This is a genomic window from Brevundimonas sp. SORGH_AS_0993 (genome assembly GCF_030818545.1).
Classification (GTDB): Bacteria; Pseudomonadota; Alphaproteobacteria; order Caulobacterales; family Caulobacteraceae; genus Brevundimonas.
Genome location: NZ_JAUTAH010000001.1, coordinates 568,359 through 588,228, shown reverse-complemented (window position 1 = coordinate 588,228; position 19,870 = coordinate 568,359). Strand labels below are relative to the sequence as shown.

The window sequence follows — 19,870 nt, the reverse complement described above, 5'->3', positions numbered from 1 at the left end:
ATTTCATCGAACCGTAGCCGATCCGTCAGGCGTGTGGATGCGCCAGACGCCGTCTCTCGTCCGCTTCACCGACAGGTTGAAGCCCGAGGCCAGAGCCAGTGCGAACTCTCGACCGCCATCATAGCGGAAAGACCCCGATATCCGCGTGTCTCCGGCGGCGCGGTCCTCGATGACGAGGTGTTCGACCGAGTAGTGATTGAAGGCTGCGACAACCTCCGACAAGGGCCGATCCCGCACCACCAGCCGACCCGTGCGCCACGCGGTCTCGACCTCGACGTCCGCCGTCTCCGCCTTCAAGCCGTCCCGTGTCAGGGCGCTCTTCTGGCCTGACGAAAGTCGTGTCCCAAGCTTGCCGCCCGTGCGCCTGTACAGGGTCAGGTCGCCCTGTTCGACCACGACGTCTGGCCGCCCGTCCAGCAGCGTCAGTTGGAATCGACCGCTATCGGCGGCCAGAACATAGTCGCCGGCGCGGAGGACAAAGGGCGTCCCTCCGTTCGGCGTCAGATCGAAATAGGCCTGCCCCTGTTCCAGGACGGCCGCCCGCCTTCCATTGGCGAAATCCAGCCGTAACCGCGTGGACGGCGCCAGGACCGCCTCCGAGCCGTCCGGCAGCGCCGCGTTCAGCCGCTGCCCCGCCTGGGTCGAGATCAGGGCGCGCGCCGGAGAGGCCGCGCCCATGACCCAAAGTCCGGCGCACGACGCCGCGACCGCCCCGCCCGCCAGGCCGAACACCGCCCGACGCGACAGTCTCGCCGCCGGCTGTTTCAGCGCGGCCGCCCGCAGGGCAAGGAGGTCGGGCTCGGCCGCGCTCTCGCCCAGCATCCGCCACACCCTCGCATAGTCGCGGTAGGCGGCTGCATTGGTCGGGTCCGAATCCAGCCAGAGACGAAAGTCGGCTTCTTCGATCACGTCCGTCGTTCCACCCGCATTGCGACGGGCGAACCACACGGCGGCGGCTTCGGCGGGTTCGTCAGAGGCGGAGGCTTTGATAGGAAACATCAGTGCGTTTCCTCGAACAGGCCGTGCTTCAGCGCCGCCATAGCCCGCACCATGTGTTTTTCGACCGCGCTGACCGAGATTCCCAGTCGCTGGGCGATCTGGGGATAGGTCAGGTTCTCCAGGCGCCTCAGAATGACGATGGTCCTGGCCCGCGGAGGCAGGGCCTGCAGCGCCGCCAGCATCCGTTTCAACTGTTGCTTCCCGTCAAGAACCTGTTCGGCGCTGGGAGCATCGCTCGGCGCCGCCAGATCGTCGATGTCCACATGTCGCCCGTGTCCCCTCGCCTGATCGTAGCGGCCGCGATCCCGCGCGACATTGGCCGCCGCCTCGAACACATAGCCATCGACATTCTCCAGGCTGAACAGGTCGGCGCGGCGCAGAAGCCTGACGAACAGGTCCTGGACCATCTCCTCGGCGTCCATCGGAGAGCCCGCGCGACGCCGGAAGAATTGCAGAAGCGGCCGCCGAAGGCGACGGGTCAGGTCGGCGAAGGCGGCCTCGGTCGAACGACCGCCGGCGCGCGCGTCGTTCGGACCTGGAGCAACAAGCGGCTGGGACATGGACCGCCTGATGCCGCCCCAGCATCACGGCCAGATGTCGGATGCGCGACAGTTCGATCTCGGATCGACAGGCCCGGCGTCGCGCAAGCTTCACAAATCCGGCGCCGGACGAGGATAGTTTCGCGGCGTCGGCGCCCGTTACGAGGCGTGATCGTTTTTGGCGCGCCTAAAGTTCGGTCGCCTGTCCTTCCCCTCCCGTGGCGAGCGCATGATCCGCTTTCGACCTTTCCTGACCAGCCTCGCGGCCACCGTCACCCTGTTCGGCGCGGCCGTCGACGCCCGCGCCGAAGTCTTCACCGTGGCGGTCGTATCCGACACCCAGCACTATTCGAACATCCAGGCCGCGCAGCCCCGCGGCGAAGACACTTTCGTGCAGCAGATGACCTATCTGGCCGACACACGGCACGAGAAGAACCTGGCCTTCGTCACCTTCGTCGGCGACATCGTGCAACATGGCGACGGCCAGTTTCGGACACGCACGGATGCTCAAGACGGCGTCTATCAGACCTTCGACACCCGCGCCGAATGGGACATCGCCAATCGCGCGATCCAGCGGCTGGCCGAGACCGGCGTGCCCTTCGGCATGGTTCCCGGCAACCACGATTACGACAGCGCCTACTGGTGGAGTGAGAACGGCGGCCGGGGCGAACCGCGTCCCCTCAGGGGCGGACGGGTCTGGGGGCTTTATTTCGGGCCGGAGTCCCGCTTCTTCGCTGACCGCCCCTGGTACGGCGGCGCATCGCCGAACGGTCTGAACAGCTACCAGACGTTCAAGTTGGGGGACCACGCCATCCTCCATCTGTCGCTGGAGATGGATCCGCCGCCGGCCACCCTGGACTGGGCGCAGGGCGTTCTTGACGCCCACCCCGGCATGCCTGTCATGATGACCACCCATGAGTGGCTGAGGCCCGACGCCGCCGAGCGGTCGAATGGTCTGGCCGACAATTTTCCAGGCGCGCCCAATCTCTCGCCCGATCAGGTCTGGGACCGATTCATCCGACGCAACCCGCGCATCTTCATGGTTCTGTGCGGCCACAACTACACTCGCCCCATTGATGGGGTTTCCAACGGCGAGAACCTGCGCATCGACGCCAATGACGCCGGCGACCCCGTCTATCAGTTGATCCAGGACTATCAGGGCAACACCCGTGGCCCCGACGGCGCAGCCGGATCCGCTAACGGCGGCGCAGGCTGGCTGCGCTTCATGGCCTTCGACACCGAAGCCAAGACCATTCACTTCTACACCTACTCCACCCTCCTCGACCGCTATGCCGGACGCAATGGCGAGGCGACGTTCGGGGTCGAGCCTCAACGGTCGGACTTCACCCTGCCCTTCCCGCCCCAGCTCCTGAAAGCGCTGTCGGATTAGCGACTGTGGTACCCCGCTCGACTATCCCGACAATCTCAGCCGCCCGGCATGGATATCTCCGGCAACCGGCCGGCCCGTCACTCTTGTCGATGCGGGTGTGCGATTGTTCAACTGATCGACGCGCAGTCTGGCCGTGACCGATGCCGGACGCGCCTTGATGGGCCGCGTCGGCCCTGCGCTCGACGAGATCGACGCCGCAGTGGCCGACGCCCGCGATAGCGACGCCGCGCCGCCGCGCCGCCGGGGCCGGTGCGGATCACCTCGACGCCCTTGTCCGCGCACGCCCTGTTTGCGCCGGATCTCGCCGCCTTCGTGGAGACCTATCCCGGCATCACGCTCGACCTGGTGATCGACGACCGTTTCGTCGACACGGTGGCGGAGGGGTGCGACCTCGGTGTGCGATTGGGTGAGACGCTGCGTCCCGACATGATCGCAACCCGTGTCGGCGGTGGCCTCACCCGCCTATCTCGCACACCATGGGCGCCCGCGACATTGGAAGACCTGGCCGGACGTCGCTGTCTGCACCGACGTCCCGGCGCCGGCGTATATCGCTGGGAGGTGACGCGCGAGGGGGCGGATCTGGTCCTCGACGCGCTGCCCCACCCTGATCGTCAACGAGGATGCGCTGCTGAGGGGGCGGTGTGCGACGGGGCAGTCGATTTTTTCGTTGCGGCCAACCGTGTCGACACGACAAGCGAAACCGCACGCTCGGAATGAATCGCCTCACACGCTTTCGCCCAGCCGCTCCACGAGGAAGTCGATCAGGACGCGCACGCGGGCCGGCATGGTCGCTCCCCCCACGAAGAGAAGATGGAGCGGTTCGCGGTCCTGCGGATTGAACGGTTCGAGCAACGGGATCAGCCGACCCTCGGCGATCTCGTCCATAACCGCGAACATCCCGATCCGCGCGATGCCGACGCCGGCCAGCGCGAGTTGTGCCAAGGATTCACCGCTGTTGGCCTCGATCGAACCGGTGACGGCCAGCGCCATGTCAACGTCCGCGCGGCGAAAGGGCCAGCCCGGCTCGGCGCGCCGAAAATTGAAGCTGAGGCAGTTGTGCCGGAACAGGTCTTCGGGCTGCTCTGGCGTTCCGTGGCGCGCGAGATAGGCGGGCGAGGCGACCACTACCCGGCCGGTTTCCCCGATGCGGCGCGCCGTCAGGGGGCTGTCGACCAGCTGTCCGAACCGGATGGCGACGTCGGCCTGACCGCCGAGCACATCGACCACCCTGTCGCTGAGGTTGAGGTCCACGAGAATGTTCGGATAGCGGGCGGTGAACTCCGCCAACAGCGGCACGACATAGAGACGGCCATAGGCGAGGGAAGCCGTCAAGCGAACGCGCCCGCGCGGCGAAGCCTGGTCGGCAATGGCCTCCTCCACCTCCGTCAGGTCGGAAAGAATGCGACGGGCCGCGCGCAGATAGGCCTGACCTTCGGCGGTCAGGGATAGGGCCCGGGTCGTCCGAATGAGCAGCCGCACCCCCAGCCGGGCCTCGATCCGCGCAACGACCCGGCTGACTGCGGAGGGAGTCAGGTTCAAAACGCGGGCCGCGGCCGACAGGCTGCCTTGGTCCATGACGGTGGCGAAGACCATCATCTCACCTGATCGGCCGCTGACATCCATTCGTGCTTCCATGGCAAAGCTGCTTGTCTGAATTGAGGACTACACAGCTTATCCGCCAGTCGCCATTCCATCTGAGGCAACGATGGAGATCGACATGCGCCTAAACCCCTCTCTGTTAGCGCTGGCGACGGGCGCCTTCGGCATCGGCGTCACGGAGTTCGCTCCGATGGGGATGCTGCCCTCGATCGCGACCGATCTGCGTATCTCCATCCCCGTGGCCGGGCTGCTGGTCAGCGCCTACGCCATCGGGGTCATGGTCGGCGCGCCGTTGATGACTTTGACCACGGGGCGCATGAACCGGCGCACGCTCCTCATCGTACTGATGGGCGTGTTCACCCTCGGCAACCTGCTGTCGGCGCTGGCGAGCGGCTATTGGATGCTCATGGCGGCGCGGATCGTGACCTCGTTCAACCATGGCGCCTTCTTCGGCGTGGGATCGGTGGTCGCGGCGAGCCTCGTCGCGCCGGACAAGCGCGCGGGTGCGGTGGCGGCGATGTTCACGGGCCTGACGATCGCGACGATCGGCGGTGTGCCGCTCTCGACCTGGGTTGGTGAGGAACTGGGCTGGCGGGTCGCCTTTGCCGGAATCGCGGGTATCGGCGCCTTGGCGATGGTATCGCTGCGGTTCGCGCTGCCGTCGCTGCCGCCTTCAGAGGACGTCGATATGCGCGCGGAACTGGGTGTGCTGACGCGCAGGCCAGTGCTGTCGGCGCTGGCGCTCACGGTGGTGGGGGCCAGCGCGATGTTCACCGTCTTCACCTATATCGTCCCGATCCTGCGCGCCGAGACGCAGGCGTCGACCGGGTTCGTCACGGCGATGCTGGTGCTGTACGGGATCGGTCTGACGATCGGGAACATGGTCGGCGGCAAGCTGGCCGACCGCTCGATCGAGCGAACCCTGGTGGGCAGCTTCATCGTCCTCGCCGCAGTGCTGGTCGCGTTCGCCGGCGTTATGCACTGGCCAACGCCAGTCGCCATCGCAATCCTGATTTGGGGCATCGCCAGCTTCGCGATCGTACCGCCCTTGCAGATGCGTGTGATGGAAGCGGCGCGCGAAGCGCCGAATCTCGCTTCGGCGATGAACATCGGCGCCTTCAATCTCGGCAACGCCATCGGCGCGGCGCTGGGCGGGGGCGTGATCGGGGCCGGATGGGGCTATCCGGCCGTGTCGCTGATCGGAGCGATGATGGCCGCATCCGCGCTGGCGATGCTGTTCGCCTTCCGTTTCGGTCGAACCGCCGTCGTAACCACGGCGTAGCGCCCTGTCCCAACCGTACTCATCCGCATTTCAACATCAAAGGGAGACCTGACATGCGCGCTATCGGATTCAAGGAGACCGGGCCTATCGACCGGCCCGGCGCACTGGTCGAACTCGAACGTCCCGATCCCATCCCGACCGGCCGCGAACTGCTGGTCGAGGTGAAGGCGGTTTCGGTCAATCCCATCGACGTGAAGGTACGCGGCGGCATGGTTCTGCGGCAAGATGGCGAGCGCGTGATCGGCTGGGACGCCAGCGGCGTCGTCCGCGGCGTTGGTCCCGACGTTTCGCGGTATCGCATCGGCGACGCGGTGGCCTATGCCGGCGAGATCGGGCGGTCGGGCGCGAACGCCGAACTGCACTTGGTCGATGAACGTCTGGCCGGCCCCAAGCCCTCCGGCCTCGACTGGGCCCAAGCGGCGGCGCTGCCGCTCACCAGCGTGACCGCGTGGGAAATGCTATTCGACAGGCTCGACGTGCATCGGCCCGTCGCCGGCGCGGCGCCCACCATGTCATCGACCATGCGCAGACCTTGCCGCCTCAGGTCGAGGCGCTAGCCATCGGCGCGCCGGCCTTCGTCTTCGCGACCACCCATTCCGATCAGCATCGTCTCGCTATCGCGGAACTGATCGCGGCGGAAGGGCGGTTCGGACTGATCGACGACCCTGACACCTTCGACATCGTGCCCTTCAAGGCGAAGTCCGTCTCGATCCATTGGGAACTGATGTTCACCCGATCCAACCCGCCTGGCACGAACAGGGCGCGTCAGGGCGAGATATTGGGTGAGATCGCGCGGATCGTGGAAGCGGGTCGTATCCGGTCGACATTGACCGAGCGGCTGTCTCCCATCGGCGTACAGACGCTTACCGAGGCACATCGGAAGATGGAAAGCGGCGCCATGCGCGGAAAGGTCGCGCTGGAAGGATGGACATGATGACCGGCGACCTCGGGAAGCGCCGATGCTTTTACGAGGGGGAGGCGCCAATGCAAATCGGATCGTCGCCTGATCAGGGTCGGATGTCGGGCAGCCAGGTCGTCTGGTGTCCCTTGGGGGCGACAGGGACGGTCAGCAGCCAGCCCTCTCCAGCTCTCCGCATCGTCAGGCTGCCCCCCCCGTTCAGGTCGGGAAGCGAAAAGACGTGGCCGTCGACCGTTAGGCTTCTGGCCCCGGCGTCCGAGGACATGGCGCGCCAGGCGTGACCGCCGCCCGCCCAGACGCGCGCCCGGACGCCATCGACAACGACGGTGGGCAGGCCGCCGCTGGACTGTCCTGAGGCCGCCAGGGCTTTGCCGTCGAAGTCTACCGTTTCGAGCAGGCCGTGGGCATCCAGCCGTGTCGAGGGCTGGCCGGCGGCCACCAGCGCGACAGGCCCCGTTCCGCCCTGAACGATGACCAGGGTTTCAGGAGCGACGGCCGCATCCTCGCCGACCTGGACCTCGGGCCGGAACAAGACGTCGCCGCTCAGTGCAGGGAGACGAAGTTCGAACCGCCCCGCCGCATCGGCCGTCCCCGCGACCGCCTCCCCGTTGGCGCGACGCAGAACGACGCGAGCGTTCGGCCCGGCGCCGCCTCGGACGATCAAGGTCTGGCCGTCGCGGGACAGGCCGTCGATGTGCGGCGGCTGAACCCAGGCCGAGGGCTCGGCGGCGTCTGCATCGTCGGCGACACGCCGCCCGCCGTTCGAACAGGCGGCGACCATCAGGCTCAAGGCCATCCAGACGATGATCCGACATTTCATCCTGCGCCTCGACGATATAGGACTGGCGACCCAGCGTTCGGGAATCTGTTAGCCCGAGCGCCGCCGGTTTGACCATGTCGGATCGTGCGATCGTTCAGGTTCGAGGCCCCATGTCCCTGCCCCCCGTCTCCATCCAGCCGTTCGACGGCAAGTCCGTTTGCCTGTTCTGCGGCTCTTCCGATCAGTCGGATCCGGCCTACACAGTGGCGGCCCAGGCGTTCGGCGCCCAGACGGCGGCGGCAGGATGGCGACTGGTGTACGGCGGCGGCGGGGTCGGCCTGATGGGAGCCGCGGCGCGCGCGGCTCACGCCGCTGGCGGCCGCGTTCTGGGCGTCATGCCCGGCTTCCTGCGCAGCCGCGAGCGCCTGTTCGACGATGTCGAAACCGTGGTCGTGACCTCCATGCATGAGCGCAAGACCATCATGTACGACCAGTCCGACGCCTTCGTCGTGGCCCCCGGCGGGGTCGGCACCCTGGAAGAAGTGATCGAGGTGCTGTCGTGGAAACGGCTGGATCTGCACCACAAGCCGGTGATCTTCCTGAACATCAACGGATTCTGGGATACACTGCTGGCGGCCATCGAAACCGGCATCGAACAGAAGATGACGCCCGCGACCTTCCGTCAGGCCTACAGTGTCGTGAACACGGTCAAAGAGGCCATCGCCCTGATGCAGCAGGCGGACGACGCGCCTCGGCTGAAACATGATCGTCGATAACAGATCGCCGGCAACAAATCGCGGCGGGTCTATTGACAGTTTTTATGGAAAACTGACACTGGGATGACGGCGTGAGGCCGTTCTTCAATTTCGGAGACTTTCCATGCGCGCCCTGATCATCGCCGCCGCTCTGTTCGCCGCCGCTCCTGCTGTCGCTCAAGCTCCGGCCGCCACCAGCCTGACTTTGGCCGACGCCGCCAAGGCCCCGACGCGCGCCACCATCATCGACGGCGCCCGTTGGTCTTGCGAGGGCGCAGTCTGCACGGCTTCGGGCGGCGCGGCCCAGCCGGCCACGCGCGCCTGCCGCCGCGTGGTGGCCAAGTTCGGCGCCGTCACGGCCTTTTCCTACAAGGGGGTGCAGTTGAGCGCCGAAGATCTGGCGGTCTGCAACGCCTGATCGGCCCAAGAGGCGGGTCTGAGGACCGTCAGGCCGCCTCGCCGCGCAGTCGCCGCTGAATCGTGTCGCGTCCGATCAGCGGCGCCAGGGCCGCCATGTCCGGTCCGTGAGCTTGCCCGGTCAGGGCCAGACGCAACGGCATGAACAGGGCCTTGCCCTTCGCGCCTGTCTCGGCCTTCACCGCATTGGTCCAGGTCGACCAGGCGCTCTCGTCGATCACCTGAGGCAGTAGACGCAGGGCCGTTTCGGCGAAGCCGGTGTCCTCGATCACAGGCTGGATCGGTCCGCGCACGATGGCGGCCAAGTCGGCGACATCGGCGAAACGGTTCAGATTGCCCCGAACCGTCGTCCAGAAACCTTCCCCCAGGTCGGCGTTCAGCGCTCGAAGACGGGACTGAGCCGTCTCGTAATCCATCGCATGCAGGGCCTGGGCGTTCAGACGATCCAGATCGGCCGTATCATAACGCGCCGGCGAACGACCCATCTTGGAGAAGGCGAAGCTCTCGCCCAGGGCCTGGACCGAAGGCGCGACCTCCAGATTGTCCGAAGTGCCGATCTTGCCCAGATGGCTGGTGATGGCGATGGGCTCGTAACCCTGATCGCGCATGTCGCTGATGGACAGGGAGCCCAGACGCTTGGACAGGGCCGCCCCGTCCGCCCCGACCAGCAGCGGCATATGCGCGAATCCGGGAACCGTCGCGCCCAGCGCCTCGAAAATTTCGATCTGGGCGCCGGTGTTGGTGACGTGGTCCTCGCCGCGGATGATGTGGGTGATGGCCATGTCGATGTCGTCCACGACCGACGGCAGGGTGTAGAGGAACAGGCCGTCCTCGCGGATCAGCACCGGGTCAGACATGGAGGCGGTGTCGACCTCGGCATGACCGCGCGACAGGTCCTCCCAGGCCACACGTTTGCCGTCCAGCTTGAAGCGCCAGTGGGGGCGACGGCCTTCGGCCTCATAGGCCGCCTTCTGTTCGTCCGTCAGATCCAGGGCGGCGCGGTCGTAGATTGGGGGCAGGCCCCGCGACAGTTGCACCTTGCGGCGGCGATCCAGTTCCTCGGCGGTTTCATAGGCGGGATAAAGTCGGCCCGAGGCCTTCAGTCGCTCGGCGGCCTCTTCGTAACGGTCGAAGCGCTTGGACTGGTTGTAGCGTTCGTCCCAGGTCAGCCCCAGCCAGGTCAGATCATCCTCGATCCCCTGTTCGAACTCGGCTGTCGAGCGCGCCAGATCGGTGTCGTCGATCCGCAGCACGAACGAACCGCCCTGCCCCTTGGCGAACAGCCAGTTCACCAGCGCGGTGCGGACATTGCCGACGTGTAGCTTACCCGTCGGCGAGGGGGCGAAACGAACCTTGACGGACATAGGAGATCAGGACCTTGAAAGCGAGGCGGCTAGGTCGCGCCGCCACCCGGCGAAGTCAAGGCTTTGGCTCCCTGAACTTTAGTCGTCGCGGTGAACGCGCTCGCGGCGTTCGTGACGCTCCTGAGCCTCGACCGACAGGGTCGCGGTCGGACGGGCTTCCAGCCGCCCCAGGCCGATCGGCTCGCCGGTGTCCTCGCAATAACCGTAAGAGCCGTCTTCGATCCGGCGCAAGGCGTCGTCGATCTTGGAAATCAACTTGCGTTGACGATCGCGGGTGCGCAGCTCCAGCGCCCGATCCGATTCCGACGAGGCGCGATCCACCAGGTCGGGATGGTTTTCCGTTTCGGCCTTCAGATTGACCACGGTGCCCTTGGACTCGCGAAGGATCTCATCCTTCCAGTCCAGCAGCTTCTTCTTGAAATAGGCAAGCTGCCGTTCGTTCATGAACGGCTCATTGTCGGACGGCCGATAAGACCCGGTTTCGTCGGACACAACGGACGCCAAAGCGTTCATCGCACTCACGCTCTCTAAGCACGCCCCCCTGTGGCGTAGAGGCCGTATAGTCACCGGCGCGAGTCGCGGCAACGTGGTTCTCGCTTCCGTGATCGACCGACGGGAGCGCCAGGGTGATCCGTGACATTTCGTCCTCAGTCGAACGGCTTAGCTCTTCTGTTTTCCATGGGTTTTTTGGCGTTACCGTCCAGTACGGCGCAGCTCGGCCTTGGCCATTTCGACCGCTGCGCGAAGATCGATCTGGTCCAAGACCGCGTTCAACCTCGGATCGTCGTCGTGTGGACGCTCCTCACGCATGACGCGCCCTAGCCGGTCCATTACCGCGGCATCCGGCTCACCCGACAGCAAGGCCAGCTTCAGCTCGTCCAAGCGATCCAGCAGTCCGCCGCCGCGTTTGACGGCGCGCCTGCGTCGCTCCAGCGGTCCCTCGACACCCTGAAGCGCCATCAGGGCCGAGACATCGGCGACCCCGGCGGTCGCAGCGCTGGCCGCCGCCGCGGCAGGCGCGGAAGCGGTCGAGGTCTGCCCCAATGTGAAGCCGGACGCACTGCGGACCGGCTTGCTGGCGGAGGACCCGCTGGGCCCGCTTGTCCCGTTGACCTTCATTGACGGATGCTCCGGCTCATAGGCTGATGAATGGTCGGCGGGCGTGACTGTTTGGTTAACGTCCAGGCAAAAAATGCCGATCAGCATCCGACGCTACGGGCCGCAGTTTAGTTAATTCAATCGGTTATATGGCGGCATGATCCTCGCAGTCTTTTGCTCGCACCGCCGCAAGGACGACCGACCGATGCAGAATTTGCTTGCCCGCCTGATCGCTCCGATCGCCCTGATCGGCGCCGTGGGCGTCGCCGCCGCTCCTGCCTGCGCTCAGTCCCGCATAAAGGACATCGCCTCCGTCGAGGGCGTGCGCGGCAACCAGCTGGTTGGCTATGGCATGGTCATGGGCCTGAACGGCACCGGCGACAGCCTGCGCAACTGCCCCTTCACCCGCCAGTCGTTGGAGGGCATGACCGAGCGTTTGGGCGTCAACATTCGCGGCTCCAACGCCAACACCAAGAACATGGCCGCCGTGATGGTGACGGCGGAACTGCCTGCCTTCGCCACATCGGGCTCCAAGATCGACGTCAACGTCTCTTCGATGTGCGACGCCAAGAGCCTGCTGGGCGGTTCGCTGGTCGTGACCAGCCTGCAGGGCGCCGACGGGCAGGTCTATGCGGTGGCGCAGGGTTCCATCCAGACCGGCGCGGTCTCTGCCTCGGGCGGGTCCGGATCTTCGGTGACGCGCGGCGTCCCGACCGCCGGCCGCATCGCCTCGGGCGCCGTGGTCGAGCGCGAGACCGGCTTCGAAATGGCCAATATGAACGAGGTGCGCCTGAACCTGCGCAATCCGGACTTCACCACGGCCCAGCGCGTCGCCGCCGCCGTGAACGCCGCCTACCCCGGCACGGCGCTGGCCGAGAACGGCACGGTCGTCGCCCTGCGGGCCCCCGGTCAGTTAGGCATGGCCGGTTTCATCAGCCGGGTGGAGAATCTTCCGGTCACGGTGGACACTCCGGCCAAGGTCATCATCGACGAGGTCAACGGCGTCATCGTCATGGGTGACGCGGTACGCATCTCCCGCGTGGCCATCGCCCAGGGCAACCTGACCATTTCGGTGGACGAGCAGCCGCTGGTCAGCCAACCCGCCCCTTTCAGCCAGGGTCGCACGGCCGTCGTTCCCAGCAGCCAGGTCAACGTCGAGGAAGATCTGGGCACCCAGATGCGGATCGTCGGCGGGGGCGCCAGTCTGGCGACCCTGGTCAACGGCCTAAACGCCCTGGGCGTCAGCCCACGCGACATGATCAGCATCCTGCAGGCCATCAAGGCGGCTGGAGCGTTGCAGGCCGACATCGAGGTGATGTGACCATGACAGACCTGACCGCCTCTCCCGATCTGCTGCGCCCTGCCCCCGGCTTGGGCGTGCCGGCGCCTGGCGCCTCGAACCAGAAGCTCAAGGAAACCGCCGACGCCTTCGAGGCTTCCTTCCTGTCGCAGATGTTGAAGCCCATGTTCGAGGGGCTTTCGACCGACGGCCTGTTCGGCGGCGGCCAGGCCGAGGGCACATGGCGATCCTTCCTGCTGGATGAGATCGCCAAGAAGACGGTCGCTTCGGGCGGAATCGGCCTGTCCAGCAGGGTCATGACCGAAATGTTGAAGATGCAGGAGAAGGGACAGTGAGCGACGGCGACATGGCTCATGCACGCCTTCGGCAAATGGTCGTGCTGACGACGCAACTGACCGAGCGGCTGTCGGCGGAAATGGCTGCGTTCGAGGGGGGGCGTCCCCAGGATGTCGCCCACGGCCTGGCTAAGACGCAGGAAATGGCCAACCTGTATCGACGCGACGCCGCCCATGTGAAGGCCAATCCGCAGCTTCTGGCCGCAGCGCCTGTGGCTGATCGCCAAGCCTTGGTGAAGGCGACCGAGACCTTCAACGCCGTGCTGGAACGCCATGCCCGGGCGGTCGAGGCCGCGCGCACCATTTCCGAAGGACTGGTTCGAACCATCGCACAAGAAGTCACGGCGGCCCGCACCCCGGCTTCTGCCTACGGCGCGGACGGCGCAGCGGCGCAGGGCGACGGCCGCGCCGTCGCTCTGAACAGGATGGCGTAGCGAGGTCGGATTTCGGCGTTGCCGTTTTTTTAAGCGGCTTGGTGCATAGGTTTGGTCATGTCCCTAACCACCCGCCTTTTGGGTCTGGCCTTCGCTTCGGCTGACGCCCTCGTCGAGATCGACGCCAAGGGCGTGGTCAGCTTCGCTATCGGCGTCGGCGCGGACGCTGGCCAGGACGCGGGCAAGGTCTGGACAGGCAAGCCGTTCGCCAACCTGTTTTATGAAGGCGGCGCCGCGTTGGCGGCCGTTCGCAGCGCCGCTTCGGGCGAACGAACGGCCTCTTTGCCGGTCCTGATCAACGGGCAGACCGGGCGCGCCCGACAGGCCGCGATCAGGGCCTTCGTCCTGCCGCAACTCGCGCCTTCGGTGTCCTGCGCCATCACCTACGACGGGGCGGCCTTTGACCTGGCGGACATGGAGATCGCGCCGCTGCTGGACGCGGACGCCTTCATGATCGATGCGGCCCGCGTGATGGAATCCGATTCCGCCGTTTCCCTGGCCTTCTTGGATGTGAAGGGGTTGGGCGATCTGTCTGGCGACGAATCCGAACGGATGAACCGCCGGATCGGCGTGACGCTTCAGTCCACCTCGGTCGAAGGCTCCAGCCCGGCTCAACTGACGCAGGAGCGGTTCGCCGTTCTTCGCGCGGCCGAGGATCGCCGCGACATCGCTGCAGAGATCGTCGAGGCGGCGCGCGCCGAGGGGCTGAGTTTGGCGGCGGAATCGTTCGAGGCGCCTGTGCCCGCAGGCTCCGACCGTCTGTGCATTCTGCGCGCCATGCGTTTCGCCATCGAAGGCTGCCTGAAGGACGGCGGGCTGGAAAACCCTCAACTGGCCTTTTCCGACTCGCTGGACCGCACGCTGCGCGAGGCCGAGACGTTCCGAAACGTCGTCAAGTCCCGAGAATTTCAGGTCCACTATCAACCGATCGTACAGCTGTCGTCGCGGGCGGTTCACCATTTCGAGGCCCTGGCCCGTTTCAAGGTCGGGGACACGCCTGCCGGCCCCATTCGCATGGCCGAAGAACTGGCCTTGATCGAGTCCTTCGACCTGGCGGTGGCGGAAAAGGTTCTGCGCCGGATGCGTCAACCCGGCGGGGGCCTGCTCAAGATCGCGATCAACGTGTCCGGTTCCTCTCTCGGCGACGACGCCTATGTCGAGAACCTGCTGCGGATGACGGCAGGCAAGGCCGAGGACCGCAAACGCCTGATCGTGGAAGTCACCGAAACTTCGGCCCTCGCCGATATCGAGGCGTCCGACCGGCGTCTGGCCGCCCTGCGCAAGGCGGGCATAAAGGTTTGTATCGACGATTTCGGCGCCGGCGCGGCAGCCTTCGACTATCTGCGCAAACTGTCTGTCGATGCGGTCAAGATCGATGGCGGCATCATCAAGGACATCGGCGACGACGAACGCTCCGCAACCCTGGTGCGCAGCATCGTCGATCTGTGCCAGTCGATGAAGCTTGAGACGATCGCCGAGATGATCGAGACCGACCCTGTCGCCGACGCCTTGAAGGGTTTCGGCGTCGACTATGGCCAGGGCTGGCTGTTCGGCAAGGCCGAGGCCGAACCGCGCACCCAACTGACCAGCCCCTCGGTCGCGCGCCGCCGCGGCGCCGTCGAGGCCTGGGGCTGAAGCGCCTAAAGCTCAAGCCGGCGCGCGACCCCGATACTGGACAGGAATTCGCTGTCGTGACTGACAACGATCAGCGCGCCGTCATAGGTCTTCAGCGCCGATCAGTCGCAACAGGCTTGTTTTGCTCGCACCTTTGCGCCCCACGACGCCATTTTTATCGGCGCCGAAGGTCAGATTCAGATTGTCGAAGAGCGTAGAGCCGTCAGGTGTCCGGGCGATGACGCCGGTCAGCGTCACGAACGCGGATACGAACCCGTTTGGCCTTGGGTTGGTTGGCATGGAGGATCGCGAGCAGCATGGCGGAAAGGGCGAAACCGGTTCCCAGCGCGCTGATCATGATCGTCTAGCCTCCTGCATGAAGCGTGGTCCTAGACTGGATGATGGGTCTTAACCCGGACCAACGCAACCCCGAACCGACCCAGCCGCTGAACACGGCCGCGTGACCGGGGGGGGGGGGGGGGGGGGCGATCCGCCCAATGGCTTTCAGCGCCAGGGCCGCTAGAAAGCGAGGATGGAAAGCCCATTTCGAATAGACGCCTCGACCGACGCGGCGGCGCGGCGACAGGCTGCGATGGAGCGAATCCGGCGCGAGACCGGCATAGACGGGGCCATGATCGACGCCCTGGTGGAAGGCTTCTACGCCAGGGTCCGCGACGATGACCTGATCGGACCGATCTTCGCCCAGCACGTCCACGACTGGACGCCCCACCTGGCCCAGATGAAGCGGTTCTGGTCGTCTGTCGCCTTGTCGAGCGGGGTCTATCAAGGGCGGCCGATGCCCAAACACCTGCCCCTGCCTATCGACGCCCGCCATTTCGACCGTTGGCTCGAACTCTTCGAGGCGACCGCCCGTGATCTGTGTCCGACGCCGGCGGCGGACCATTTCATCGCCAGCGCGCACCGCATCGCAGCCAGCCTGGAACTGGGCGTAGCCAACTCGAACGGCGTGATGCTGCATCAAGGCGAGCGGTTTTTGCGGCCTGCTCCAGCGTGGACGGCCGACTAAAGCGAACTGGCGCCCTTGCGCAATGTTCCCTTATTGTTCTTGATTTAATTGCGCGATTCATCCCCATATAGCGATGTCTCGCCGGAGCCGTCCGGCCCCTCCCCGCCCCATCCCGCGTTGCCCGGACAGCATGACCGAAAAGCACAACTTCATCCGCGTTCGCGGCGCCCGCGAGCACAATCTCAAGGGCGTGGACCTGGATATTCCGCGCGAGCAGTTGGTGGTGATGACCGGCCTTTCGGGGTCGGGCAAATCCTCCTTGGCCTTCGACACCATCTACGCCGAAGGACAGCGCCGCTATGTCGAGAGTCTGTCCGCCTATGCGCGCCAGTTCCTGGAGCTGATGGGCAAGCCGGACGTGGACCTGATCGAGGGCCTGTCGCCGGCCATTTCCATCGAGCAGAAGACCACGTCCAAGAACCCGCGCTCGACCGTCGGCACGGTGACGGAAATCCACGACTATATGCGTCTGCTGTGGGCGCGAGTGGGCGTACCCTATTCGCCGGCCACGGGCTTGCCGATCGAAAGCCAGACCATCAGCCAGATGGTCGACAAGCTGACCGCCCTGCCCGACGGCGAGCGCATCCTGCTGCTGGCGCCGGTCGTTCGGGGCCGCAAGGGCGAGTACAAGAAGGAAATCGCCGAGTGGCAGCGTCAGGGCTTCCAGCGCCTGAAGATCGACGGCCAACTCTATCCGATCGACGAAGCTCCGACGCTGGACAAGAAGTTCAAGCACGACATCGACATCGTCGTGGACCGCATCGTCACCAAGCCGGATCAGGAAGCGCGCTACGCCGACAGCCTGCAGACCGCGCTGGGCCTGGCGGACGGTCTGGCGACGGCGGAATGGGCGTCCACGAATGAGGGCGAGACCGCGCCGCGCACCTTGGTCTTTTCCGAGCGTTTCGCCTGCCCGGTGTCAGGCTTCACGATCTCGGAGATCGAGCCGCGCCTGTTCTCGTTCAACAATCCGTTCGGGGCCTGTCCGGTGTGCGACGGCCTGGGGGTCAAGCTGGCCTTCGACGCCGATCTGGTCATCCCCGACCGCGACAAGAGCCTGCACAAGGGGGCTGTTGCCCCCTGGGCGCGGGGCCCCTCGCCGCTCTACACCCAGACGCTGCAGGCGCTGGCGCGTCATTATGGCTTCTCTATGGACAAGCCCTGGCGGGAACTGCCGGCCGTGGCGCACAAGGCCATTCTGCACGGTACGGGATCGGAGAAGATCAAGTTCGTCTACGACGACAACGCCCGCAAATACGAGGTCTCCAAGCCGTTCGAGGGGGTGCTGCCGAACCTGGAGCGCCGCTGGCGCGAAACCGACAGCGCCTGGGTGCGCGAGGAATTGGCTCGTTACCAGTCCGAGACGCCATGCGACGCCTGCCACGGCAAGCGGCTGAAGCCCGAGGCCCTGGCCGTCAAGATCGGGGGCGAGGACATCGCCGACATCTCCACCCTGTCGATCTCCAAGGCCTATCTGTGGTTCTCGACCCTGGAAGAGAACCTGAGCGAGAAGCAGATGGAGATCGCCCGGCGAATCCTGAAGGAAATCTGCGACCGGTTGCGGTTCCTGAACAATGTGGGTCTGGACTATCTGAACCTGTCGCGGTCCTCCGGCACCCTGTCAGGCGGCGAGAGCCAGCGCATCCGCCTGGCGTCGCAGATCGGTTCAGGTCTGACGGGCGTTCTCTATGTGCTGGACGAGCCTTCCATCGGCTTGCACCAGCGCGACAACACCCGCCTGTTGGAAAGCCTGAAGGGACTGCGCGACCTGGGCAATTCGGTGCTGGTGGTCGAGCATGACGAGGAAGCCATCCTGACCGCCGACTATGTCATCGACATGGGACCGGCCGCCGGCGTTCACGGCGGCACGGTCTGCGCCGAGGGCACGCCGGAACAGGTGATGGCCAATCCCAACTCCCTGACCGGCAAATATCTGACCGGCGCGCGGGAAATCGAAATCCCCGCCGACGGCCGCCGTCCCATCGACCGCAAGCGGATGCTGAAGATCAGCGGCGCGACCGGCAACAACCTGAAGAATGTTACCGGCGAAATCCCGGTCGGGGTTTTCACCTGCATCACCGGCGTGTCCGGCGGCGGCAAGTCCACCTTCACCATCGAAACCCTGTACAAGGCCGCCGCACGCCGGTTGAACAATGCATCCGACGCGCCGGCCCCCTTCGACCGGATCGAGGGTCTGGAGCATTTCGACAAGGTCATCGACATCGACCAGTCGCCCATCGGCCGCACCCCGCGCTCCAACCCCGCCACCTACACCGGCGCCTTCGGTCCGATCCGCGACTGGTATGCGGGCCTGCCGGAATCCAAAGCGCGCGGATACGGCCCCGGCCGGTTCAGCTTCAACGTCAAGGGCGGCCGCTGCGAGGCCTGTCAGGGCGACGGCGTCATCAAGATCGAGATGCACTTCCTGCCCGACGTCTATGTCACCTGCGATGTCTGCAAGGGCAAACGCTACAACCGCGAGACGCTGGAGATCGTGTTCAAGGGCAAGTCCATCTCGGACGTGCTGGACATGACCGTCGAGGAGGCGGCGACCTTCTTCAAGGCCGTGCCGCCAATCCGCGACAAGATGCTGACGCTGGAGCGGGTGGGGCTGGGCTACGTCAAGGTCGGTCAGCCCGCCACCACCCTGTCGGGCGGCGAGGCCCAGCGGGTCAAGCTGTCCAAGGAGCTGTCCAAACGCGCCACGGGCCGCACCCTCTACATCCTCGACGAGCCGACCACCGGCCTGCATTTCGAGGACACCCGCAAACTGCTGGAGGTGCTTCAGGAACTGGTCGAGGCGGGCAACACCATCGTGGTGATCGAGCACAATCTCGATGTCATCAAGGTCGCCGACTATCTGCTCGACTTCGGTCCCGAGGGCGGCGACGGCGGCGGCGAGATCGTGGCGGTCGGCACGCCCGAACAGGTCGCCGACAACACCGCCAGTTGGACGGGAAAATACCTCAAGGAAGTGCTGGACCGCCACGAACAGCGTCGCAAGGCCCGTGTCTCGGCGCTCGGCGACAGCGTGGCGACCAAGCCTGCCCGCAGCAAGGCGAAGGCGTCGGCCTAAATCGGCGTCGTTTTCGAAAGCGACGACGCAGCGGGCTCCGTCACGCCGTAGTCCTTGCTGCGCCAGCGCAGGGCCAGAACGACCGAGGCGGTCAACAGCACGGCCGTCGTGACGATGCTGCCCTCTGGGCCGAAAGCGGCGCCGGTCGTCCACCAGGGAACTTCGGATCGCGTGGCCAGATCGACGATCAGGGGCTTGGTTTCGATCGCCTGGCCCGACACCTCCAGACCGAAACCCAGGCCCAACAACCAGTTCCACGCGGCATGCCAACCGCACACGCCCCACAACGAGCCCTCGCGCGCGGCGTACAGGCCGATCATCACCCCGAAGAGGACGACGTTGGCGACGCCGACCGCCAGTTCCGGCGACGGCCTGATGTTGGCGGCGTGGAGCAGGCCGAACAGGACCGAACTGAGCCCGATCCCCCAGGCCAAGCCGTGGCGCGAGGCGATGACCTGCATCAACCAGCCTCGAGTCAGGATTTCCTCCGTCGATCCCTGAATGACGAATCCCAGCAGGAGGACCAGAATCGGCCACAGGGCGGCCAGAGGCGCCGGCGTCGAAAAGACTCCGCCCGCCTCGATCCGATATCCGCCCAAGGCGGCGATTCCGCCGACCACCACCAGCAGAAACGCCAGGCCGACGCCGTACCCCCGCACGAAGCGGATCAGCCCCTTGCCGTTGAAACCGATGGTCAGAAGATTGCGCCGTTCGAACAGCGAGACCCAGCCGACGACGATCAGGGCGGTGGCGGCGAAGCTGAACAGGCTGAAAGCCGTGCCGGTCCATCCGACTGATTGGCCGCTCATGGCGATGAAGCCCAACATCAAACCCGGCACGGCCGTCATAGCCTGGCCCAAGACAATGAATACGACCGCCAGAATCAGGGCGGCGGCTGTCCAGGTCCGCCGATGTCGTGGCGCTCTTGGCGCGTAGAGTTCGATCCCGGCCATGTTGTCGCT

At 65.7% G+C, this 19,870-nt stretch carries 22 protein-coding genes; 13 read left to right on the top strand and 9 right to left on the bottom strand.

What is annotated here, in order from left to right:
* Positions 1-3 precede the first annotated feature (3 nt).
* Together QE389_RS03015 and QE389_RS03010 are read right to left on the bottom strand one after the other, a co-directional pair.
* Positions 4-999, bottom strand: coding sequence for a FecR domain-containing protein (locus QE389_RS03015; RefSeq protein ID WP_307364534.1), 996 nt, complete (start codon positions 997-999; stop codon positions 4-6).
* Complete coding sequence (locus QE389_RS03010; protein ID WP_307364532.1) at positions 999-1,559, bottom strand: RNA polymerase sigma factor; 561 nt, start codon at positions 1,557-1,559, stop codon at positions 999-1,001. Before QE389_RS03010 ends, QE389_RS03015 begins: the two co-directional genes overlap by 1 nt.
* Before the next feature lie 208 nt (positions 1,560-1,767).
* On the opposite strand from QE389_RS03010, the gene QE389_RS03005 reads away from it, so the two are divergent.
* Positions 1,768-2,928, top strand: a complete 1,161-nt coding sequence (locus QE389_RS03005) for a metallophosphoesterase (RefSeq protein ID WP_307364531.1) — start codon at positions 1,768-1,770, stop codon at positions 2,926-2,928.
* Between the two features lie 249 nt (positions 2,929-3,177).
* Positions 3,178-3,645 carry a LysR substrate-binding domain-containing protein gene (locus tag QE389_RS03000; RefSeq protein WP_307364529.1) on the top strand — a complete coding sequence of 156 codons (468 nt, stop codon included), beginning with the start codon at positions 3,178-3,180 and terminating at the stop codon, positions 3,643-3,645.
* Positions 3,646-3,651: 6 nt separating this feature from the next.
* Here QE389_RS03000 and QE389_RS02995 read toward each other — a convergent pair whose 3' ends face one another.
* Positions 3,652-4,551: a LysR family transcriptional regulator gene (locus QE389_RS02995; protein WP_307364526.1), complete on the bottom strand. Its 900-nt coding sequence runs from the start codon at positions 4,549-4,551 to the stop codon at positions 3,652-3,654.
* Between the two features lie 82 nt (positions 4,552-4,633).
* On the opposite strand from QE389_RS02995, the gene QE389_RS02990 reads away from it, so the two are divergent.
* Genes QE389_RS02990 through QE389_RS02980 form a run of 3 tightly spaced genes read left to right on the top strand, consistent with a single transcriptional unit; the run spans position 4,634 to position 6,743 of the window.
* Positions 4,634-5,809 carry an MFS transporter gene (locus tag QE389_RS02990; protein ID WP_307364525.1) on the top strand — a complete coding sequence of 392 codons (1,176 nt, stop codon included), beginning with the start codon at positions 4,634-4,636 and terminating at the stop codon, positions 5,807-5,809.
* Between the two features lie 53 nt (positions 5,810-5,862).
* A complete protein-coding gene (locus tag QE389_RS02985) occupies positions 5,863-6,366 on the top strand; it encodes an alcohol dehydrogenase catalytic domain-containing protein (RefSeq protein WP_307364523.1) in 504 nt (167 codons plus the stop codon).
* The gene (locus QE389_RS02980) at positions 6,342-6,743 is read left to right on the top strand and encodes a zinc-binding dehydrogenase (protein WP_307364521.1); all 402 of its coding nucleotides are present in this window, start codon (positions 6,342-6,344) and stop codon (positions 6,741-6,743) included. Before QE389_RS02985 ends, QE389_RS02980 begins: the two co-directional genes overlap by 25 nt.
* A 73-nt stretch (positions 6,744-6,816) precedes the next feature.
* Here the strand turns inward: QE389_RS02980 and QE389_RS02975 are convergent, their stop codons facing one another.
* Positions 6,817-7,548, bottom strand: coding sequence for a hypothetical protein (locus QE389_RS02975; RefSeq protein WP_307364519.1), 732 nt, complete (start codon positions 7,546-7,548; stop codon positions 6,817-6,819).
* Between the two features lie 110 nt (positions 7,549-7,658).
* Between QE389_RS02975 and QE389_RS02970 the strand changes: the two genes are divergently transcribed.
* Both QE389_RS02970 and QE389_RS02965 read left to right on the top strand, forming a co-directional pair.
* Complete coding sequence (locus QE389_RS02970) at positions 7,659-8,264, top strand: TIGR00730 family Rossman fold protein (protein ID WP_307364517.1); 606 nt, start codon at positions 7,659-7,661, stop codon at positions 8,262-8,264.
* A gap of 103 nt (positions 8,265-8,367) precedes the next feature.
* The gene (locus QE389_RS02965; protein WP_307364515.1) at positions 8,368-8,661 is read left to right on the top strand and encodes a hypothetical protein; all 294 of its coding nucleotides are present in this window, start codon (positions 8,368-8,370) and stop codon (positions 8,659-8,661) included.
* Between the two features lie 28 nt (positions 8,662-8,689).
* Here QE389_RS02965 and gltX read toward each other — a convergent pair whose 3' ends face one another.
* The 3 genes from gltX to QE389_RS02950 form a co-directional block, all read right to left on the bottom strand.
* Positions 8,690-10,024, bottom strand: coding sequence for a glutamate--tRNA ligase (gene gltX / locus QE389_RS02960; RefSeq protein ID WP_307364513.1), 1,335 nt, complete (start codon positions 10,022-10,024; stop codon positions 8,690-8,692).
* A gap of 78 nt (positions 10,025-10,102) precedes the next feature.
* Positions 10,103-10,537 (bottom strand): RNA polymerase-binding protein DksA, encoded by a 435-nt coding sequence (dksA, locus tag QE389_RS02955; RefSeq protein ID WP_307364511.1) that lies wholly within the window; start codon positions 10,535-10,537, stop codon positions 10,103-10,105.
* Between the two features lie 180 nt (positions 10,538-10,717).
* Positions 10,718-11,230 carry a flagellar assembly protein FliX gene (locus tag QE389_RS02950; protein ID WP_307364509.1) on the bottom strand — a complete coding sequence of 171 codons (513 nt, stop codon included), beginning with the start codon at positions 11,228-11,230 and terminating at the stop codon, positions 10,718-10,720.
* A 97-nt stretch (positions 11,231-11,327) separates the two neighbouring features.
* On the opposite strand from QE389_RS02950, the gene QE389_RS02945 reads away from it, so the two are divergent.
* The 4 genes from QE389_RS02945 to QE389_RS02930 are packed head-to-tail and all read left to right on the top strand — an operon-like array spanning position 11,328 to position 14,826.
* Positions 11,328-12,443 (top strand): flagellar basal body P-ring protein FlgI, encoded by a 1,116-nt coding sequence (locus QE389_RS02945; protein WP_307364508.1) that lies wholly within the window; start codon positions 11,328-11,330, stop codon positions 12,441-12,443.
* 2 nt (positions 12,444-12,445) lie between these two features.
* Complete coding sequence (locus QE389_RS02940; RefSeq protein ID WP_307364506.1) at positions 12,446-12,757, top strand: rod-binding protein; 312 nt, start codon at positions 12,446-12,448, stop codon at positions 12,755-12,757.
* Complete coding sequence (locus tag QE389_RS02935; protein WP_307364504.1) at positions 12,754-13,191, top strand: flagellar basal-body protein FlbY; 438 nt, start codon at positions 12,754-12,756, stop codon at positions 13,189-13,191. The genes QE389_RS02940 and QE389_RS02935 overlap by 4 nt, the downstream gene beginning before the upstream one ends.
* 57 nt (positions 13,192-13,248) lie before the next feature.
* Positions 13,249-14,826, top strand: coding sequence for an EAL domain-containing protein (locus QE389_RS02930; protein WP_307364502.1), 1,578 nt, complete (start codon positions 13,249-13,251; stop codon positions 14,824-14,826).
* Positions 14,827-15,028: 202 nt separating this feature from the next.
* Here the strand turns inward: QE389_RS02930 and QE389_RS02925 are convergent, their stop codons facing one another.
* Positions 15,029-15,163, bottom strand: coding sequence for a hypothetical protein (locus QE389_RS02925; protein WP_307364500.1), 135 nt, complete (start codon positions 15,161-15,163; stop codon positions 15,029-15,031).
* 174 nt (positions 15,164-15,337) lie between these two features.
* On the opposite strand from QE389_RS02925, the gene QE389_RS02920 reads away from it, so the two are divergent.
* Both QE389_RS02920 and uvrA read left to right on the top strand, forming a co-directional pair.
* On the top strand, positions 15,338-15,832 hold the full coding sequence (locus tag QE389_RS02920; RefSeq protein ID WP_307364497.1) for a group III truncated hemoglobin: 495 nt from the start codon (positions 15,338-15,340) through the stop codon (positions 15,830-15,832).
* A gap of 130 nt (positions 15,833-15,962) precedes the next feature.
* Positions 15,963-18,908 carry an excinuclease ABC subunit UvrA gene (gene uvrA / locus QE389_RS02915; protein WP_307364495.1) on the top strand — a complete coding sequence of 982 codons (2,946 nt, stop codon included), beginning with the start codon at positions 15,963-15,965 and terminating at the stop codon, positions 18,906-18,908.
* On the opposite strand, the gene QE389_RS02910 is transcribed toward uvrA, so the two are convergent.
* Positions 18,905-19,861, bottom strand: a complete 957-nt coding sequence (locus tag QE389_RS02910) for a CPBP family intramembrane glutamic endopeptidase (RefSeq protein WP_307364493.1) — start codon at positions 19,859-19,861, stop codon at positions 18,905-18,907. The genes uvrA and QE389_RS02910 overlap by 4 nt on opposite strands.
* Between the last annotated feature and the right edge of the window lie 9 nt (positions 19,862-19,870).

Excerpts from the sequence above, each read along its gene's own strand:
- QE389_RS02970 (WP_307364517.1), top strand. The coding sequence starts at position 7,659 with ATGTCCCTGCCCCCCGTCTCCATCCAGCCGTTCGACGGCAAGTCCGTT.
- QE389_RS02930 (WP_307364502.1), top strand. The coding sequence starts at position 13,249 with ATGTCCCTAACCACCCGCCTTTTGGGTCTGGCCTTCGCTTCGGCTGAC.
- QE389_RS03010 (WP_307364532.1), bottom strand. The coding sequence starts at position 1,559 with ATGTCCCAGCCGCTTGTTGCTCCAGGTCCGAACGACGCGCGCGCCGGC.
- QE389_RS02945 (WP_307364508.1), top strand. The coding sequence starts at position 11,328 with ATGCAGAATTTGCTTGCCCGCCTGATCGCTCCGATCGCCCTGATCGGC.
- QE389_RS03015 (WP_307364534.1), bottom strand. The coding sequence starts at position 999 with ATGTTTCCTATCAAAGCCTCCGCCTCTGACGAACCCGCCGAAGCCGCC.
- QE389_RS02910 (WP_307364493.1), bottom strand. The coding sequence starts at position 19,861 with ATGGCCGGGATCGAACTCTACGCGCCAAGAGCGCCACGACATCGGCGG.
- QE389_RS02990 (WP_307364525.1), top strand. The coding sequence starts at position 4,634 with ATGGAGATCGACATGCGCCTAAACCCCTCTCTGTTAGCGCTGGCGACG.
- QE389_RS02965 (WP_307364515.1), top strand. The coding sequence starts at position 8,368 with ATGCGCGCCCTGATCATCGCCGCCGCTCTGTTCGCCGCCGCTCCTGCT.
- QE389_RS03005 (WP_307364531.1), top strand. The coding sequence starts at position 1,768 with ATGATCCGCTTTCGACCTTTCCTGACCAGCCTCGCGGCCACCGTCACC.
- QE389_RS02925 (WP_307364500.1), bottom strand. The coding sequence starts at position 15,163 with ATGATCAGCGCGCTGGGAACCGGTTTCGCCCTTTCCGCCATGCTGCTC.
- QE389_RS02920 (WP_307364497.1), top strand. The coding sequence starts at position 15,338 with ATGGAAAGCCCATTTCGAATAGACGCCTCGACCGACGCGGCGGCGCGG.
- QE389_RS02975 (WP_307364519.1), bottom strand. The coding sequence starts at position 7,548 with ATGAAATGTCGGATCATCGTCTGGATGGCCTTGAGCCTGATGGTCGCC.
- gltX (WP_307364513.1), bottom strand. The coding sequence starts at position 10,024 with ATGTCCGTCAAGGTTCGTTTCGCCCCCTCGCCGACGGGTAAGCTACAC.
- QE389_RS02995 (WP_307364526.1), bottom strand. The coding sequence starts at position 4,551 with ATGGATGTCAGCGGCCGATCAGGTGAGATGATGGTCTTCGCCACCGTC.
- QE389_RS02950 (WP_307364509.1), bottom strand. The coding sequence starts at position 11,230 with ATGCTGATCGGCATTTTTTGCCTGGACGTTAACCAAACAGTCACGCCC.
- QE389_RS02940 (WP_307364506.1), top strand. The coding sequence starts at position 12,446 with ATGACAGACCTGACCGCCTCTCCCGATCTGCTGCGCCCTGCCCCCGGC.
- QE389_RS02985 (WP_307364523.1), top strand. The coding sequence starts at position 5,863 with ATGCGCGCTATCGGATTCAAGGAGACCGGGCCTATCGACCGGCCCGGC.
- dksA (WP_307364511.1), bottom strand. The coding sequence starts at position 10,537 with ATGAACGCTTTGGCGTCCGTTGTGTCCGACGAAACCGGGTCTTATCGG.
- uvrA (WP_307364495.1), top strand. The coding sequence starts at position 15,963 with ATGACCGAAAAGCACAACTTCATCCGCGTTCGCGGCGCCCGCGAGCAC.